The organism is Nonlabens sp. MIC269, assembly GCF_001430865.1.
In the GTDB taxonomy this organism is placed as follows: domain Bacteria; phylum Bacteroidota; class Bacteroidia; order Flavobacteriales; family Flavobacteriaceae; genus Nonlabens; species Nonlabens tegetincola.
The window spans coordinates 447,420-464,450 of record NZ_CP011373.1; the positions used below are offsets into that span (position 1 = coordinate 447,420).

At 35.1% G+C, this 17,031-nt stretch carries 16 protein-coding genes; 13 read left to right on the forward strand and 3 right to left on the reverse strand.

Annotated features, from left to right (window positions below):
* The first annotated feature begins 4 nt into the window (after nt 1–4).
* From AAT17_RS13440 to AAT17_RS02125, 7 genes are all read left to right on the forward strand, one after another.
* Nucleotides 5–676, forward strand: coding sequence for a peptidylprolyl isomerase (locus AAT17_RS13440; RefSeq protein ID WP_253279781.1), 672 nt, complete (start codon nt 5–7; stop codon nt 674–676).
* 135 nt (nt 677–811) lie between these two features.
* Nucleotides 812–1,171: an FKBP-type peptidyl-prolyl cis-trans isomerase gene (locus tag AAT17_RS13445; RefSeq protein WP_253279782.1), complete on the forward strand. Its 360-nt coding sequence runs from the start codon at nt 812–814 to the stop codon at nt 1,169–1,171.
* Nucleotides 1,172–1,484: 313 nt separating this feature from the next.
* Nucleotides 1,485–2,966 (forward strand): S8 family serine peptidase, encoded by a 1,482-nt coding sequence (locus tag AAT17_RS13515; protein WP_060522750.1) that lies wholly within the window; start codon nt 1,485–1,487, stop codon nt 2,964–2,966.
* Between the two features lie 104 nt (nt 2,967–3,070).
* A complete protein-coding gene (locus AAT17_RS02110) occupies nt 3,071–3,469 on the forward strand; it encodes a Rid family detoxifying hydrolase (protein WP_042278541.1) in 399 nt (132 codons plus the stop codon).
* A 4-nt stretch (nt 3,470–3,473) separates the two neighbouring features.
* Nucleotides 3,474–4,334, forward strand: a complete 861-nt coding sequence (locus tag AAT17_RS02115) for a nucleoside phosphorylase (protein WP_042278540.1) — start codon at nt 3,474–3,476, stop codon at nt 4,332–4,334.
* Between the two features lie 55 nt (nt 4,335–4,389).
* Complete coding sequence (gene ppk1 / locus AAT17_RS02120; RefSeq protein ID WP_060522751.1) at nt 4,390–6,426, forward strand: polyphosphate kinase 1; 2,037 nt, start codon at nt 4,390–4,392, stop codon at nt 6,424–6,426.
* A gap of 27 nt (nt 6,427–6,453) precedes the next feature.
* Entirely contained in the window at nt 6,454–7,338 is an 885-nt protein-coding gene (locus AAT17_RS02125; RefSeq protein ID WP_060522752.1) for a substrate-binding domain-containing protein, read from the forward strand.
* A 5-nt stretch (nt 7,339–7,343) separates the two neighbouring features.
* On the opposite strand, the gene AAT17_RS02130 is transcribed toward AAT17_RS02125, so the two are convergent.
* On the reverse strand, nt 7,344–8,444 hold the full coding sequence (locus AAT17_RS02130) for a hypothetical protein (RefSeq protein WP_060522753.1): 1,101 nt from the start codon (nt 8,442–8,444) through the stop codon (nt 7,344–7,346).
* Nucleotides 8,445–8,524: 80 nt separating this feature from the next.
* On the opposite strand from AAT17_RS02130, the gene AAT17_RS02135 reads away from it, so the two are divergent.
* Nucleotides 8,525–9,736, forward strand: a complete 1,212-nt coding sequence (locus AAT17_RS02135) for an RsmB/NOP family class I SAM-dependent RNA methyltransferase (protein WP_060522754.1) — start codon at nt 8,525–8,527, stop codon at nt 9,734–9,736.
* Nucleotide 9,737: 1 nt separating this feature from the next.
* The gene (locus tag AAT17_RS13520) at nt 9,738–11,759 is read left to right on the forward strand and encodes an endonuclease (protein WP_060522755.1); all 2,022 of its coding nucleotides are present in this window, start codon (nt 9,738–9,740) and stop codon (nt 11,757–11,759) included.
* A 69-nt stretch (nt 11,760–11,828) separates the two neighbouring features.
* On the opposite strand, the gene AAT17_RS02145 is transcribed toward AAT17_RS13520, so the two are convergent.
* The gene (locus AAT17_RS02145) at nt 11,829–12,344 is read right to left on the reverse strand and encodes a hypothetical protein (protein WP_060522756.1); all 516 of its coding nucleotides are present in this window, start codon (nt 12,342–12,344) and stop codon (nt 11,829–11,831) included.
* 64 nt (nt 12,345–12,408) lie between these two features.
* Nucleotides 12,409–12,948: a hypothetical protein gene (locus AAT17_RS02150; protein ID WP_042278535.1), complete on the reverse strand. Its 540-nt coding sequence runs from the start codon at nt 12,946–12,948 to the stop codon at nt 12,409–12,411.
* Between the two features lie 228 nt (nt 12,949–13,176).
* On the opposite strand from AAT17_RS02150, the gene rpsA reads away from it, so the two are divergent.
* The 4 genes from rpsA (at nt 13,177) to AAT17_RS02170 (ending at nt 17,026) form a co-directional block, all read left to right on the forward strand.
* Nucleotides 13,177–15,024, forward strand: coding sequence for a 30S ribosomal protein S1 (gene rpsA / locus AAT17_RS02155; RefSeq protein WP_042278534.1), 1,848 nt, complete (start codon nt 13,177–13,179; stop codon nt 15,022–15,024).
* Nucleotides 15,025–15,212: 188 nt separating this feature from the next.
* On the forward strand, nt 15,213–15,761 hold the full coding sequence (gene pyrR / locus AAT17_RS02160) for a bifunctional pyr operon transcriptional regulator/uracil phosphoribosyltransferase PyrR (protein ID WP_060522757.1): 549 nt from the start codon (nt 15,213–15,215) through the stop codon (nt 15,759–15,761).
* Nucleotides 15,761–16,693, forward strand: coding sequence for an aspartate carbamoyltransferase catalytic subunit (locus AAT17_RS02165; RefSeq protein ID WP_060522758.1), 933 nt, complete (start codon nt 15,761–15,763; stop codon nt 16,691–16,693). The genes pyrR and AAT17_RS02165 overlap by 1 nt, the downstream gene beginning before the upstream one ends.
* Nucleotides 16,694–17,026, forward strand: a complete 333-nt coding sequence (locus tag AAT17_RS02170) for a hypothetical protein (protein WP_060522759.1) — start codon at nt 16,694–16,696, stop codon at nt 17,024–17,026.
* Nucleotides 17,027–17,031 lie beyond the last annotated feature (5 nt).

The window sequence follows — 17,031 nt, forward strand, 5'->3', positions numbered from 1 at the left end:
GTAAATGAAAAAATTAAAAGTAGTATTAGTTGCTTTATCATTAATATTAATGGCAGCATCGTGTGATGATGATTATCCAGAAGTAGAAGATGGAATATATGCAGAAATAAACACCACTAAAGGTACCATGTTTGCAAAGCTTTATCATGACGCTACTCCTGCAACAGTAGCAAACTTTGTCGCTCTTGCCGAAGGTGATCATCCGGCAGTAATAGACTCACTTAAAGGTAAACCTTTTTACAATGGTCTAATCTTTCATAGAGTTATTGAAAACTTCATGATCCAAGGAGGTGATCCTACCGGAACTGGAAGTGGTAGCGTAGGATATAAATTTGATCAGGAAATTGTAGATACACTTAAACATGATGCCAAAGGAATTATGTCAATGGCAAATGCAGGACCTAATACTAATGGAAGTCAATTTTTCATCATGCACAAACCTACTCCTAGTTTAGATGGTAACTACAACGTATTTGGAAAGGTTGTCAAAGGATTAGAAGTCGTAGATTCTATTGCTACCACTCCAACTGGGTTCCGTGACAAACCGAATACTGATATGGTAATCAACTCTGTTAAAATCATAAGAAAAGGTAAAGAGGCTAAAAAATTTGATGCTTCAAAAATTATTGCCGATTATATCCAAACTTCAAAAGACAAAGAGCAGCAACGTATGTAGGAAGCTCGTAAAGAGCAAGAAAGAATAGCAGAACTTGCTAAAAACGCTCCTAAATTAATTGAAGAAAAAGAAAAAGAATTTACAGCTCTTAAAAAGAAGGCAAAAAAATTACCTAATAGCGACGTAAAAGTTTACGTGGTTAAAGAAGGTAATGGAACAAAACCTGAAGTAGGAACACCTGTTTTAATTCCATATTCAGGCTTTCTAACAAACGGAAGAATGTTTGACAGTAGTGATAAAGAGTATGCCTTAAAGTTTAATGCTTACAATCCAGGTAAAGATCGTGGTGGTTTTTACAAGCCTATTCAAATGGCATTTGATCCTCAAAAAATGCAATTGGTTTCTGGTTTTAGAAATGCCATAGCTAGTATGAGTTACGGGGAAAAAATTGTAGCCTTCATTCCTTCAGAATTGGCTTATGGTGATCAAGCCCGTGGTCCAATTCCTGCTAATTCAGATTTGATTTTCGAATTAGAGCTGCTGCCAGTCGAATAATAATAGAAAACTATTAACAATTAAAAGCCACCTTTCCAGGTGGCTTTTTTTATACCGTTTAATTAACAAAATGTAAAACTAACCTTCTAACAATAAGCACAATCTTTAAAGCGAACAAGAGGTACGTTCAAGGATTATCTAACATAAAGAGATCGAAATGTTAATTTTTTAACATATGTGATTTGTTGATTGTTTTTATTGACAATTATGAACATGTTAACAATTATTAAATAACTACATCTAATTATTTGAAAAGCAAGCGTGATTTATAGATAAAACCTTCCTATTTTTAATCACCCTTAAAATTTTAACCATGAAAAAACTCTTAACCGCAGCGATAGCTGTATTTATTCTCTACTCTTGTAGTGATGATTTAACCGAAGGTAATAATAGCGACAGCTCCCAACAAAAGGAATTGCTTTCTCCTGAACAAATCAACAAATACGTAGATCAACAACTTCAAGAAACAGGTGATGTGGATTGGACAAACGCTCCTGCCCAAATTCTATGGAGTGCAGCTGTGAATGGAGACATGATGCTTAATATAGGGTATGGAACCGATGATGATTACTTTGCTGAAACCAAAAGCAATGAAATTAACGACCTTAAAAATCAAATCCTAGAAATAGTTGCAGATAAAGAATCCTTAACTGAAAAGGAAGTACTTATTGATGATCACGATTTTTTCTATCAATTGGAAGTATCCATTACTAGAATTGAAACCATTCAAGCGCTTCAAAATTTACAAGGCATTAGATATATAGATCCTATAGGTTACTCCTATGAAATGGCAGGAGAACAAAAATCGAATAGCGGATGCAACCAAAGTCCTGACAACATCAATACCGCTGATTATACAAACATAAGTCCAGGAGCAAGAATGCCATGGAATTTCAATATTCACAACATTGACGATGCTTGGAACTACAGCACAGGATCTGGTGTAACTCTGGCTGTGATTGACACAGGTCTTACTCCAAATAACTATTTAATGAACGCTGGATTTAATGATGGAGCTTCGACTGGTAGAAATGTACAACGATACGGTAACTTCATAGACTCTTCCTGGTGGTGGAGTAATAATGTAGACGGGCCAAATGATCGTTGTGGACATGGATCTCAAATGGCTAGCGTTGCCGCTGCTCCTAGAAATAATGATAAGTTACCAGTAGGAGTGGCTTATAATTCTAATCTTGTCGTTTACCGCAGTACAGAAGACGTAGTACTTAATGACTACCACGAGCGCAAAGGTGTAAGTGAGGCGTTAAGAACTCTAGGTAACCGTAGTGATGTTAAAATCATATCTATGAGTATAGGTTATGTTTGGAGTATCGGTAATATTAAAGATGCAGTACGTTATGCTAATAGTCGTGGGAAATTAATTTTTGCTGCAGGTGGAACTTCAACATCTTTTACCAATTGGTATGGGGTAATTTTTCCTGCTTCTATGAGTGAGACAGTTGCAGTAACTGGTATAAAAGATAACGGCTACAACCGTTGTGATGTATGCCACAGTGGTTCTAAAATTGATTTTACAGTAACCATGCAGCGTGCTAGTAATAGCAATAGAACTGTTCCTGTTTTAGGCTTTAATACAGGTCAACAAAAATACGTAGGCGGTTCAAGTGTAGCGACAGCTACTACAGCAGGAATTGCAGCACTAGTTTGGAGTAAAAACCCATCATGGACAAAAACTCAAGTGCTCAACAAACTCAAACAAAGTGCTCACTTCTACCCTAACCGCAATTCTAGTTATGGTTACGGTAATATTGACGCCTTACAAGCCGTTCAATAGAATCCCTCTTAGAATTAATAAATGAAAACGACTGCTTAAAAGCGGTCGTTTTTTTTATTATCAGACTGTTGATAGTATCTTTACGTCAATTCTAATAACCTGCTATGAAAAGAATTATTTATACTAAAAATGCTCCTGCTCCAATTGGTCCATATAATCAAGCTGTACACTACGTAAACGCTTTTGAAAACACTTTATATACGAGTGGTCAAATTGCGATGGATCCAGAAAGCGGCGAACTTAAAATAGATGATCTAAAAGAAGAAACACATCTTGTAATGAAACATCTAGAAAGCTTATTAGAGCAGGCAGATATGAATTTTGAAGATGTTATTAAAGCAACTATTTTTTTGAGTGATATGAAAAATTTTGCTACTGTAAACGAAGTGTACGGATCGTATTTTGATGATAAAACAGCTCCTGCCAGAGAAACAGTAGAAGTAGCTAACCTTCCTAAATACGTAAACGTAGAAATTTCATTTATCGCTAAGAAAATGCCTTAATCCCATGTTAGAATCCTCAGAACTTATTCTAAATGATGATGGTAGTATTTACCACCTCAATTTATTGCCAGAACAACTAGCTTCTACCATAATTACTGTTGGTGATCCAGAACGTGTAAGTGAAGTTTCCAAACATTTTGATGTAATAGACACTAGAGTAGCAAAAAGAGAATTTCATACTCATACAGGTTTATACCGCAACAAACGCATAAGCGTTATAAGTACAGGAATTGGAACGGATAACATAGACATCGTTTTTAATGAATTGGATGCCTTAGTAAATGTTGATTTTAAAACGCGTAAAATAAAAGAGAAACTTACTTCCTTGGACATTATTCGTGTGGGAACTTCAGGTGCCATACAACCTGATATTCCTGTTGACTCATTTGTACTTTCTCAACGAGGAATAGGTTTTGACAGTCTGTACCATTGGTATCAAAATGATGGTGGTGATTCCGCTTTCGCGAAAGCGATTTCTCAACAAATACCGCGCAACGACAATCACAGCAATCCTTATGTAATACATTGTAATCCAGATCTAGCGAGAAAATTTCAAACTGTAGAAATGATCAATGGTAATACGGTAACCAATGTAGGATTTTATGGTCCACAAAGTAGAACTATACGATTGAAACCAGCTTTTGAGGAACTCAACGATCAATTAGCAGGATTTAACCATGACAACCAGCGCATTACAAATCTAGAAATGGAGACCGCTGGAATATATGCCATGGCAAATCTACTAGGTCATAGAGCAGTTTCATTAAATGCTATACTTGCTAATCGAGCTACAGGTTCTTTTTCTGAACAACCAGCTGCGACCGTTGAAAAACTTATTAGCTTTACACTTAATTGTTTAAGTTAAGTTAACCTAACAATAACAGAATTAAACACAGCTCGTTTTTAAATTTACGAGCTGTATGAAATACGATTTTCCTTACCGACATAGAGATCTTAATTGGTTAAGTTTTAATCACAGAGTGCTCCAAGAAGCAGCCAATGATCACTTACCTGTCTATGAGCGTATTAAATTCATGGCCATTTTCTCATCAAATCTGGATGAGTTCTTTAGAGTACGTATTTCACAATTACGACAACTTAAAAAGGTAAGAAAAAAGTACCGAAAAAAATTAGAGACCAAACCAACCAAACTGGTAAAAGAAATATTGGCCAAAGTCCAAGAGCAACAGCATTTTTTAGGGACTATATTCCACGAAAGTATTAAGCCAGAATTAGAGGATTATGGTATTTTTCTACACGATGAAATTAGTTTAAAAAACGATCACAAGTTACTGGCAGACAAGTGGTTTAAAGAACATTACGAGGATAATCTAGATATCAGTTACATCAACGCAGGAACACAAAGTAACATTTTTCTAGAAAATCAAAGATTATACTTATTAGTTACATTTAATGATAAAGATAAGTATGGCCTTGTAAAAATACCTAAAGATTCTGGTCGATTTATAACCCTAGTTAAAGATAATCATCACGCACACATTGCGTTTATAGACGATATTATTAAACTTCAATTAGATCGTTTTTTTTCAAACGAAATAACTGGTTATTACAGTATTAAACTAAGTCGTGATGCCGAGCTTTATGTAGAAGATTTTGCCGAAGGAACTCTAGCAGAAAAAATCTACAAGAGTCTAGAACAACGTAATATTGGAGAGCCTACTCGCCTACTTTATGATGATAGCATTCCTGACAAAGTAATTAAGAATGTGCGCAAAAGTCTTGAATTGAGTAAAATTGATCTAGTTAAAGGTGGTACTTATCATAACTTTGATGACTTCTTTGGTTTCCCAAAACCATTCGATAATCCAGATCTTTATCTCGAACCTAAAAAGGAAATAGAACACAAAGAATTTGAAAGCAACGAGGACTATTTTGCTTTAATCGATAAACAGGACCAACTCATTCACACTCCATTCATGAGCTTTGACTATGTCTCTAATCTAGTCAAGCAAGCTGCAAATGATAACACAACAGAGTTTATTAAAATATCTCTTTATCGAGTTGCCGACGATTCAAAATTAGTGCAAGCTCTTTTAAAAGCTGTTGAGAACGAAATAGAGGTCGTAGTTTTTGTTGAAGCAAAAGCTAGGTTTGATGAAAAAAACAATATTAAATGGGGCCAAATATTAGAAGAAAAAGGAGCTCGTGTCATATGGAGTTTTCCTAATATTAAAGTTCACAGTAAAGCTTTACTTATTCAAAAACGCATTGATGGTGAAAAGAAGAGATATGCTTACATAGGAACCGGTAATTTTAATTCTAAAACAGCTAAGGTTTACTGCGACCACGGACTTTTTACTTCTCATAAACCTATAACAAAAGATTTATATCAGGTATTTAAAGTATTGGAAGGTGATTTAATTATTCCCAAACCTAAACACCTATTAGTAAGCCCTTACAATACTAGACAAACATTTGAAGATCTCATAAGAGCTGAAATTGATGAAGCGCAATTAGGTAAACCAGCTGCTATTTGGGCAAAGATGAATCAATTAGAAGATCCTAGAATCATAGAATTACTGTATAAAGCAAGTCAAGCAGGAGTTACTATTACTTTATTAGTTAGAGGTTTTAGTTGTTTAATCCCAGGTCTCAAAAACTTAAGTGGAAATATTACTTGTTATTCCATTGTTGATACCTATTTGGAACACGGTCGTATTTATAAATTTAATAATGCTGGAAATCCCAAACTATTTATTGGTAGCGCCGATTGGATGACGCGTAATTTAGATCGTAGAATAGAAGTTCTTGTTCCTATTTATGACGAGAGAATTTATGAAGAATTAAACACAATTTTAACCCTTCAATTAAATGACACAGATAAGGCTAGAATTCACGATCAAAGTGAATCTAACAATTTCAGAAAGTCTGAAAAACAAGTTGTTGTAAATTCTCAAACAGAAATAAGAGAATACTTAAAAAAACTTCATTCCTAATTTTTCTAAAGTATATTTGTTTCTTCTATGAAGAAGACTACTATACGAATAGGCGGAGTACCAGAACATTTTAATTTACCTTGGCACTTAGCAATAGAAGACAAAGCCTTTGAAAAAGTAGGCTTGGATTTACAATGGCAAGATATTCCTGAAGGAACGGGAAGAATGAGTAAAATGTTGCGAGACAATGAACTAGACGTGGCATGTATACTCACCGATGGTATTGTAAAGGACATAATCGCTGGAAACCCTTCAAAAATTCTTCAAGTTTATGTCCAAACTCCATTATTATGGGGTGTTCATGCTCCTGGTACCATAGAAGCGAATAACACTAGACAGTTGGAAGATGGTAAAATAGCGATAAGTCGTTACGGCAGTGGCTCACACCTTATGAGCTATCTCATGGCCAAAAAACACGGATGGGATACTACTGAGTTAGACTTTGAACTTGTTAATACCTTGGACGGCGCTGTTGAAGCACTATCTAACAATAAAGCTCAATTATTTTTATGGGAGCGATATATGACCCAACCATTAGTAGATAGAGGCGTTTTTAAAAGGTTGGAAACCATAGCAACTCCATGGCCTAGTTTTGTTATTGCAGCAAGAGAAGAAAGTATCAAAGAAAAAGAGGAAGCGTTAAGCAAAATGCTTTACGTGATAAACACATACACTGCCGACTTTAAATTGATTCCAAGTATAGATCGTACTATTGCTGCTCATTACGATTTACAAGTAGGAGATGTTCAACAGTGGATGCTACGTACCGAATATAGTGACGATCAACTATGGGATACTACCGTAGATACCATATTAGAAGAATTTACAGCAGTAGGAATTATTGATAAAGAAGTAAAATTGGAAGAGCTTATCAAAGACCTTCCAAAGTATGAACAAGAGATGGAAGATTAATCCATCTATTCTCTTTCAAGCTTAAAACTAGATATTTTCCCATTACCAGCTAGCATTCCCTCATTTTGATTAATCATACTTGCCGTGTAATAACCATCATTAGTAAGTTTTCTCCAAGTAGTTCCTTGATCTCCACTCCACCAAATACCTTGTGAGCCCGTGGCTAGTAGTTCATTTCCTTGCGTATTTGGAACAAACTGTATGTCACTACAATATCCTGGTCCATCACCAGAGGAAAGAAGTTTCCAGCTGCGACCACCGTTTTTAGTTATAGCCTTATTGTATTTGTTATCTTCAGGGTTTTCCCAATCTCCACCTATAATCACACCGGTTTTTTCATCATAAAAATCCATTGCAAATATTCCGGTCATCTGACTTCCGGCAATAATTGGTGTTTGATATTCTTCCCAATTAACTCCTCTGTCATAACTATACAACACTCTTGCTGCTTTGCCACCAGTAGCAATCCAAACATGGTCATTTAAAATTTTCATATTTGAATTACTCGCTGCAAAACCTGCCTCGCCATCTATATAATCTGGTAATTTAAAGCAATCCAACTGTCCGAACTCTTTACCACCATTTTCCGTTTTAAGAATAGCTATACAACGATCAAACTCATCCTCACCTTGAGGATCACCCATTATTATACCTTCTTCATCATCCCAAAACTTCATACTATCATAAAAAACATCGTCACCAGATTGTGATAGAAGAAGTTCAATATTATCATTTGCATGTGTTATTCTATATAACAACGCTGGACTACCAGCACTTAAAATGTAGGTATATTGATTAGTAACAGCTATAGATCTAAATTGAACATCTAACGAATCATTGACCTTGATTATACCTTTATCGATGCTTAAGTCTTTAGGATCTATGGAACCGTAGTTACCTTTACTTCCACCATACCAGTACTTACCATCACCGTATTCTAGTGCCCTTATGCTTATAGAATCTGTTACCAAGTTATTAATTTCGATGGTTGTGACAGCTTCAATTGAATTCTCGCTTGTAATAGAGTTCTCATCTTTCATATTCTGTTTGCAGCCTAACAGCGACACAATAAAAATTAAGGCGATGATGGTTGAAAAATATTTCATTTTATTGATATAATAGGTTGTGTGAGTAAAAATAAGTTAAGACAAGCTAATTTGAATAAGGATAATAGTAATTTTGCAAAATGAGATTTCACCACAACCTAGTAGTTGCAACTACTCAAGCGTTACATAATATTTTTAATGATGGCAAGTATGCAGATCAAGCCATACAAAAGATTTTAAAGAAAGATACTCGATGGGGTTCCAGGGATCGTGCATTCATAGCAGAAACTACATATGACATAGTACGATACAAACGATTATATAGTGCTATAGCAGACGTTCAAGAACCTTTTAAGCCTCAAGATTTATGGAGACTTACAAGTGTTTGGATTATTTTAAAGGGACATGATTTACCTGCTTGGGAAGAATACTATAATACACCCGTAAGAAGAATAAAAGGTCGTTTTGATGAATTAAGAAAAAAAAGAGTGATGCGTGAATCTATTCCCAACTGGATGGATGAGCTTGCTCTTAATCAATTAGAAGAGTCCTTTTGGGAAAAAGAACTGCACGCGCTTAATGAACAAGCAAACGTAGTATTAAGAGTCAATGAGTTAAAGACTGATATCAACACCTTAAAAGAAAAATTAGTTGCTCACGACATCGCTACTGATATTTCACCTGAATTCCCTAATGCTTTAGTTTTAAGGGAAAGAGCTAATGTTTTTAGTCTTCCAGAATTTCAAGATGGCCTATTTGAGGTCCAAGATGCAGGTAGTCAAAAAATAGCACCATTTTTACAGGTAGAACCAGGCATGAGAATTCTAGATGCTTGCGCTGGTGCTGGTGGAAAAACATTACATCTTGCTGCGCTTACACAAAATAAAGGTCAAATAATTGCGACTGATATTTATTCTAGTAAGTTAAAAGAATTGAAACGCAGAGCACGTAGAGCTGGAGCACATAACATAGAGACCCGATTAATCGATACGACTAAAGTGATAAAAAAACTTCACGGAAAAATGGATCGTATACTTATTGATGCTCCATGTAGTGGATTAGGTGTTTTACGTCGTAATCCAGATGCAAAATGGAAACTTGAACCTCAATTTTTAGAAACGATTCAAAATACTCAACAAGAAATTTTACAATCTTACTCTAAAGTGCTTAAATCAGGTGGAAAGCTAGTTTACGCAACTTGCTCCATTTTACCTTCAGAAAATCAGGATCAAGTAAAAACATTTCTAGAATCAGAAATTGGTAAAGAATTTGAACTTGAAGAAGAAAAAAGCCTATTCGCACACCTTGATGGTTTTGACGGATTTTACATGGCAAGACTTAGTAAAAAATAATATGAGAACAATTTTATTCTATATAGTTATTGGATGTTTCGCTTTCGCGAAAGCGCAACCACCAGCAAACTACTACAACAGTGCCAATGGGCTCACAGGATATGCGTTAAAAACCGAATTGAGCAACATTATTTCCAATGGTTATAATAACCAAGGATATGGCGCATTACATACTTTATATCTTACATCTGACAATGATGAATACTACGATAACGGGACGCAAACCGGTACCATATTAGATATGTATTCTGAAAACCCTACCGGTGCAGATCCATACAATTTTAATGGAAATACAAATGAGCGATGTGGTAATTACAGTCAGGAAGGAGACTGTTACAATCGCGAGCACCTGTTTCCTCAAGGATTTTTCAACCAAAGAGAGCCCATGCGCAGTGATGCTCACCATGTAATACCGACTGACGGTTTTGTAAATGGAGGTCGTGGCAGCTTACCCTTTGGAGAGGTTGACAGCTCTAGTGGCGGCGTTACTACCTACAGAAATGGTTCTCGTAAAGGCCCTAGTGCTACATCAGGATTCACTGGAACAGTGTTTGAACCGATTGATGAATTTAAGGGTGATATTGCTCGCTCTTTATTTTATTTTGCCACTCGTTATGAAGCTCAATACAACGATACGAGTTGGGATAGTCCAAATGCTACAAATGACCCTAGAGATGGTTCTCAAAATCAATATTTTGAACAGTGGTTTGTAGATTTACTTTTAGACTGGCATAATGCCGATCCAGTAAGTCAAAAGGAAATAGATCGTAATAACGATGTTTATTTACATCAAAATAATCGAAATCCCTATATCGACAATCCATCGTGGGTAACAGATATTTGGACATCAAGCAACGCTCCATCTGGAAGGTTATTTGTTACTCTTGAAGATACTTATTTAGACACGAATAACAACGCTACAATCGATGCTGGTGATCGCATAGAATATGACTACACTTATAACAATATAGGCCAATCGATTTTATATAACCTAAGCTCTACCCCTATTGTTGGGACTTTTGAAAACACAGTTACGCCAGTATCTAGTTTAAATCCTGGGCAATCGATTACTAACCCGTTTGGAAAACTTGTGTTAGTTCTAACGAACAATCTAATCAATTCTTCTCCAAATTGCGAACTTGAAAATTATCTTACAACCACTGCAGATTTCAATTCGACTGGGACAAATGGAGGATTATCCAAATTAAGTGATGATCCAGATAATTTTGCTAATATTGATACTGATGGAGATAATTTACCCGATGATCGTAATAGAACGACAGTATGTACTTCAACAGGAGTGGTATTTAATACATTATTTATCAGTGAATACATTGAAGGATCTGGGAACAATAAAGCAATTGAATTATCTAATTGGACTGGTGCTCCTGTTGATTTAAACGGGTATACACTTGCTCGTGATGCGAATGGCGGTGGTAACTGGTCTGGTACGGTAACACTATCAGGAACTGTTGCTGATCAAGATGTTTGGGTAATTGCTCGTGGTAATGCTTCCAGTACGATTGTCAATGCTGCAGATCAACTGGTTAGTAGCGGTAGTGCTCTAGACTTTAATGGTAACGATCCTGTAGGACTGTTTTTAAATGGCAATCTTATTGATATTGTAGGAACATTTGGATCTGGAAGTAATGATTTTGCCAAAGATGAAACTCTGGTTCGTAAATCTAATGTTCAAGCACCTTTGATTCCTTTTAATAAAAATCGTGATTGGGATGTTTTTCCTACGGATGATACTAATGATCTAGGAATGCATGATGCAGTAACGTTGTCAATAATTGCTTCAGAAATAGGTGATGTAATACTATATCCTAATCCTTCAACAAATGGTACATTTACTATTGATAACTTTAAATCAGATATGAACTATGTTGTTTTTGATATGACTGGTCGCATCGTTTTAAATGGAAAAGAAAACAATTTCACAATTGAAAATCCAGGACTGTATTTAATACAGATTAAGCAAAACGATAAATCTTTAACTAAGAAAATTATCGTTCGATAATAATGCATAAAAGTATTTCATAAAAAAGCCTGCTATAAATAGCAGGCTTTTTTTAGTTTAAGTATCAAGTTAGATACGTTTCATTTGTTGCTTCATCATTCTTATCTGATCAGTCAACATATTATGTTTGTCTAATTTTTTAGCTTCAGTCAACAGCATTTGAGCTTCTCTTTTACGTCTCTTACTCATTGCTATACCAGCAAGGTTAAGTTTTGCCATGGCAAGATCTTGATCCATGCTCAACCCTAGTTTAATGGCTTTTTTGAAATACTTCTCTGCCTTGGTCATATTGGTTTGAGAAATCATTAATCCATTCAAATAGTTATAATAACCTTGTTGTTTAGTGACTAGTGCTGCTTCTGGGCTTTTAATTTTATCCAACCATTTTTGCGCCCCTTCAAAGTCTTGTTTTCTTAATCTAAGAAAAGCAAGTACAATTATTTCATTTTTGAAATAAAGTAAAACAAACATTCCGGCAAGTAATAGAAGACTAATACCAGAAAGAATTTCATTTCTTGTAAAGAGATAAACCGCCCAAGCTACAACAGCAGCAGCTAGAACAAGCTTTATATTTTTATTGAACATACTTCTTTTTTTACACGGGCAAAGATACTGGTAATTTGAAGTAACTTACAACTTGTAGAAGGACTTAAAACTTCTCTGGCTCAATTGCGGTTATATTAATAAGGTAGCGTACAACTTTCCCTTTATCATACACTTTACCAAATTTAAGAACGGCGGTCCCTAAATCACATTTGTAAGTATAGTAATATGGCAAGGCGACAATTTTTTCTTTGGTATTAGGAAAACTTACTGTACTATCGACCACCTTTTTTAATCTATCACCTCCAAAAAGACTAAATTTTTCAACGTATTTAGAAAAATTATTATCATCAGTAGTTATGTAGTTTAAATAACGCTGTGGCTGTATAATAAAAACATCAGTTTTATAAAAATTATCTGAATTTGCTTCTAGATGATAATTATTAAAATTAAAAGTGGTTTCAGTTTGAGTCAAACAAAACATGTGCGCCTGAATTTCTGACACATGGTAATTCTTAATATCTAAGAAATCAAGAAATTGTTTACTAGTAAACAATTCGACGGGACGATCAATTTTGCATTCTTCTTGTGATACTACCGAATTCATCCCTAGTAGTAGTGCCACAAGGCATACAATAAATTTCATTTTCAATTGGTTTAGCAGTCAAATATAGCATTAGTTAAATATAACTACTAATTTTATTTTTGTATTTCCTTGAATAGTAGGTATATTAATAAAAAAGAAGTATTTTTGCACTCCCAAAGCGAGATTATGGAAACCGCTTGGAAATCAATAATTTAAAAACAACCCTTCTAGAAATTGTTTCTATAATGTTTCCAGCAAGTCTAGAATACAAATTTTTAATCAGCAAATATGGCTGAAGAAACAACAAAACAAGAGCTTGAAGCTGCAAAAGACGGTGTAACGGATACACAGGTTCAAGAACGTGTGGAAAAAGTAACTACTTCTCCACAACAAGAAAACCCACAAGATTTCCTAGATAACTTTGACTGGGAACGTTACAGTGAAGGAATTGAAAAAGTTGATGAAGAGCAACTTAAAAAGTTCGAAAAGCTTGTAGCTGAAAACTTTGTGGATACTATTGATAATGATGTTATCGAAGGAACTGTAATCAAAATTACTGATCGTGACGCTATCATCGATATCAATGCAAAGTCTGAAGGTGCTATCTCTTTAAACGAATTCCGTTATAATCCACACCTAAAAGAAGGTGATAAAGTAGAAGTACTTGTAGACGTAAGAGAAGATGCTACTGGACAGTTAGTATTATCTCACCGTAAAGCAAGATTAATCAAGGCATGGGAACGTGTAAATGCAGCTCATGATACTGGTGAAATCGTAAATGGTTATGTTAAGTGTCGTACTAAAGGTGGTATGATTGTAGACGTATTCGGTATTGAAGCTTTCCTTCCTGGATCTCAAATCGATGTTAAACCTATCCGTGATTATGACCAGTATGTAGATAAAACTATGGAATTCAAAGTGGTTAAAATCAACCATGAATTCAAAAACGTAGTAGTTTCTCACAAAGCTCTTATCGAAGCTGATATCGAAGAGCAGAAGAAAGAAATTATTTCTCGCCTAGAAAAAGGTCAAGTATTAGAAGGTGTTGTGAAAAACATTACTTCTTATGGTGTATTTGTTGACCTAGGTGGTGTTGATGGATTAATTCACATCACTGACCTTTCTTGGTCAAGAATTAATCACCCACAAGAGGTTGTTGAATTAGATCAAACTTTAAATGTTGTAATCTTAGACTTTGATGAAGATAAGTCAAGAATCCAATTAGGTCTTAAGCAACTTGAAGCTCATCCATGGGATGCTCTTTCTGAGAAAATCAAGCCAGGTGATAAAGTAAAAGGTAAAGTTGTAGTAATCGCTGATTACGGTGCTTTTGTAGAGATTGAAGAAGGTGTTGAAGGTCTTGTACACGTATCTGAAATGTCATGGTCTACTCACTTAAGAAGTGCTAACGACTTTGTTAAAGTAGGTGATGAAATCGAAGCAGAAGTTCTTACAATTGATAGAGAAGATCGTAAGATGTCTCTAGGAATGAAGCAACTTTCTCAAGATCCATGGACTGATATTACTTCTAAATACCCAGTAGGTTCACGTCACACTGGAACTGTAAGAAACTTTACAAACTTTGGTGTATTTGTAGAACTTGAAGAAGGTGTTGATGGATTAATTTACATCTCTGACCTTTCTTGGACTAAGAAAATCAAACACCCAAGTGAATTCTGTTCAGTTGGTGATAAACTAGATGTTGTAGTATTAGAACTTGATGTTGATGGACGTAAACTTTCATTAGGACACAAGCAAACTAAAGATAATCCATGGGATAAATATGCTACTGAATTTGCAGTAGGAACTACTCATGAATTAACTATTGACGAAGTATTAGATAAAGGAGCTGTTGTAAATGTAAATGATGACATCAGCGTATTTATTCCTTCTCGTCACCTAGAAAAAGAAGATGGAAGTCGTCTTAAGAAAGGTGAAACTGCTGATATCCAAATCATAGAATTCAACAAAGAATTCAAGCGTGTAGTTGGATCTCACATGGTAATCCATAAAGAAGAAGAAGCTAAAATAGTTAAACAAGCTGCTGCTAAATCTCAAGAGGAAAACAAACCTACTTTAGGTGATGCAAATGCTAAACTACAAGCTCTTAAAGACAGAATGGAAGGTAAATCTTAAGCCTTCTCTATTCTAAATAGTTTAGAAAACCCTTACTTAAATTAAGTAAGGGTTTTTTATTTATTTAAAAATTACATTATACTAGTGGACACATCATACGTTCTACTACTAAACAAGCGCTTTTAAGTTTCATTCTTACGTTTCTACATTATTAAAATACTTATCTTTGTCACTAGCAAGTAACCTCAATGAGTCAAAAATTACTTCTAGACGCGACGGCATTAAATATCACCTTACATAGGTTAGCCTGTCAATTAATTGAAAATCACGGAGATTTTAAACAAACTGTTCTTATTGGCATTCAACCTCGAGGAACATTTTTATTAAATCGATTGACACAATTACTTCGAGATCATTATGAAATATCCGATTTATTATCGGGTAAATTAGACATCACATTCTATAGAGATGATTTTAGAAGAAGTAATGAACCACTTAAAGCAAACTCCACCGAAATAAATTTTCTAATAGAAGATAAAAAGGTGGTGCTTATTGATGACGTACTTTATACAGGACGCAGCATACGATCAGCACTTACCGCTCTTCAATCCTTTGGAAGACCCGAACATATTGAATTGTTAACATTGATAGATCGTAGGTTCTCTAGGCATCTACCTATACAACCTGACTATAAAGGCAGACAAGTTGATGCTATTGACAATCAAAAAGTAAAAGTACATTGGAAGGAAAATGCTGGTGAAGACGCCGTTTACTTACTTAAAAACAAAGAAAATTAATGAGTGAATTAAGTGTAGATCACGTTTTGGGTATCAAATATCTTACACCGCAAGATATTCAATTAATTCATCAAACTGCCGATCAGTTTAAAGAAGTAATAAATAGACCTATTAAAAAGGTTCCATCACTTAGAGATATTACAGTTGCCAATCTTTTCTTTGAAAATTCAACCAGAACAAAACTTTCTTTTGAACTTGCCGAAAAACGATTAAGCGCCGACGTAATTAACTTCAGTGCTGCCCAAAGTTCTGTAAAAAAAGGGGAAACTTTAATAGACACCGTCAACAACATTCTCGCTATGAAGGTGGACGTTGTAGTAATGCGTCATCCAAATCCAGGCGCCGGTGTGTTCCTATCAAATCATATAAATGCCAGAATAGTAAATGCTGGAGATGGTGCGCATGAGCATCCTACACAAGCCTTATTAGACAGTTATTCTATTAGAGAGAAATTAGGTGATATATCAGGTAAGAAAGTAGTCATTGTTGGTGATATTTTACACAGTCGTGTAGCCTTATCTAACATTTTTTGCCTACAAAAATTAGGTGCCGAGGTCATGGTTTGTGGCCCTGCAACGCTTATACCAAAGCATATAGAAAAACTAGGTGTTATGGTAGAGCTAGATTTACGTAAAGCACTTCAATGGTGTGATGTGGCAAACATGTTGAGAGTTCAAAATGAGCGCATGGACATTTCCTACTTTCCTAGCGTGAGAGAATACACCCAACAATACGGTGTAAATATGGAATTGCTTCAATCGTTAGACAAAGAAATAACAATCATGCACCCTGGACCGATTAATCGAGGTGTTGAAATTACTAGTGAAGTGGCAGATAGTGATCAAGCTATTATTCTAAATCAAGTAGAAAATGGTGTTGCAGTAAGAATGGCCGTTTTATACTTAGTAGCAAGCAAAATAAAGAGAAATTAAATGAAAAGCTCATCGCACGACAAATTTGTCCTTTTAAAGGATGAACATAATGATATTGTTGAATTTGCAGAATTTTTACCTACAATCTGGCAACAATTTTCAAATAAAAATGTCATAGTTGATTTATCCGAATATGATCAAGCTACATTAAACCAGCTTCTACATTTTTTAGAATTAAGTAATAAACACCGTGCTACAAAACAGTCTTTTGTTATTATCAACAAAGCACTTTCTACAGATCAAATTCCTGAAGAACTTATGGTTGTCCCTACCCTTCAAGAAGCGCAGGACATCATAGAAATGGAAGAAATAGAAAGAGACCTAGGATTCTAGATCTC

Coding starts and splice junctions, on each gene's coding strand:
- AAT17_RS13440 (WP_253279781.1), top strand. CDS start 5: ATGAAAAAATTAAAAGTAGTATTAGTTGCTTTATCATTAATATTAATG.
- AAT17_RS13515 (WP_060522750.1), top strand. CDS start 1,485: ATGAAAAAACTCTTAACCGCAGCGATAGCTGTATTTATTCTCTACTCT.
- AAT17_RS02110 (WP_042278541.1), top strand. CDS start 3,071: ATGAAAAGAATTATTTATACTAAAAATGCTCCTGCTCCAATTGGTCCA.
- AAT17_RS02115 (WP_042278540.1), top strand. CDS start 3,474: ATGTTAGAATCCTCAGAACTTATTCTAAATGATGATGGTAGTATTTAC.
- ppk1 (WP_060522751.1), top strand. CDS start 4,390: ATGAAATACGATTTTCCTTACCGACATAGAGATCTTAATTGGTTAAGT.
- AAT17_RS02125 (WP_060522752.1), top strand. CDS start 6,454: ATGAAGAAGACTACTATACGAATAGGCGGAGTACCAGAACATTTTAAT.
- AAT17_RS02130 (WP_060522753.1), bottom strand. CDS start 8,444: ATGAAATATTTTTCAACCATCATCGCCTTAATTTTTATTGTGTCGCTG.
- AAT17_RS02135 (WP_060522754.1), top strand. CDS start 8,525: ATGAGATTTCACCACAACCTAGTAGTTGCAACTACTCAAGCGTTACAT.
- AAT17_RS13520 (WP_060522755.1), top strand. CDS start 9,738: ATGAGAACAATTTTATTCTATATAGTTATTGGATGTTTCGCTTTCGCG.
- AAT17_RS02145 (WP_060522756.1), bottom strand. CDS start 12,344: ATGTTCAATAAAAATATAAAGCTTGTTCTAGCTGCTGCTGTTGTAGCT.
- AAT17_RS02150 (WP_042278535.1), bottom strand. CDS start 12,948: ATGAAATTTATTGTATGCCTTGTGGCACTACTACTAGGGATGAATTCG.
- rpsA (WP_042278534.1), top strand. CDS start 13,177: ATGGCTGAAGAAACAACAAAACAAGAGCTTGAAGCTGCAAAAGACGGT.
- pyrR (WP_060522757.1), top strand. CDS start 15,213: ATGAGTCAAAAATTACTTCTAGACGCGACGGCATTAAATATCACCTTA.
- AAT17_RS02165 (WP_060522758.1), top strand. CDS start 15,761: ATGAGTGAATTAAGTGTAGATCACGTTTTGGGTATCAAATATCTTACA.
- AAT17_RS02170 (WP_060522759.1), top strand. CDS start 16,694: ATGAAAAGCTCATCGCACGACAAATTTGTCCTTTTAAAGGATGAACAT.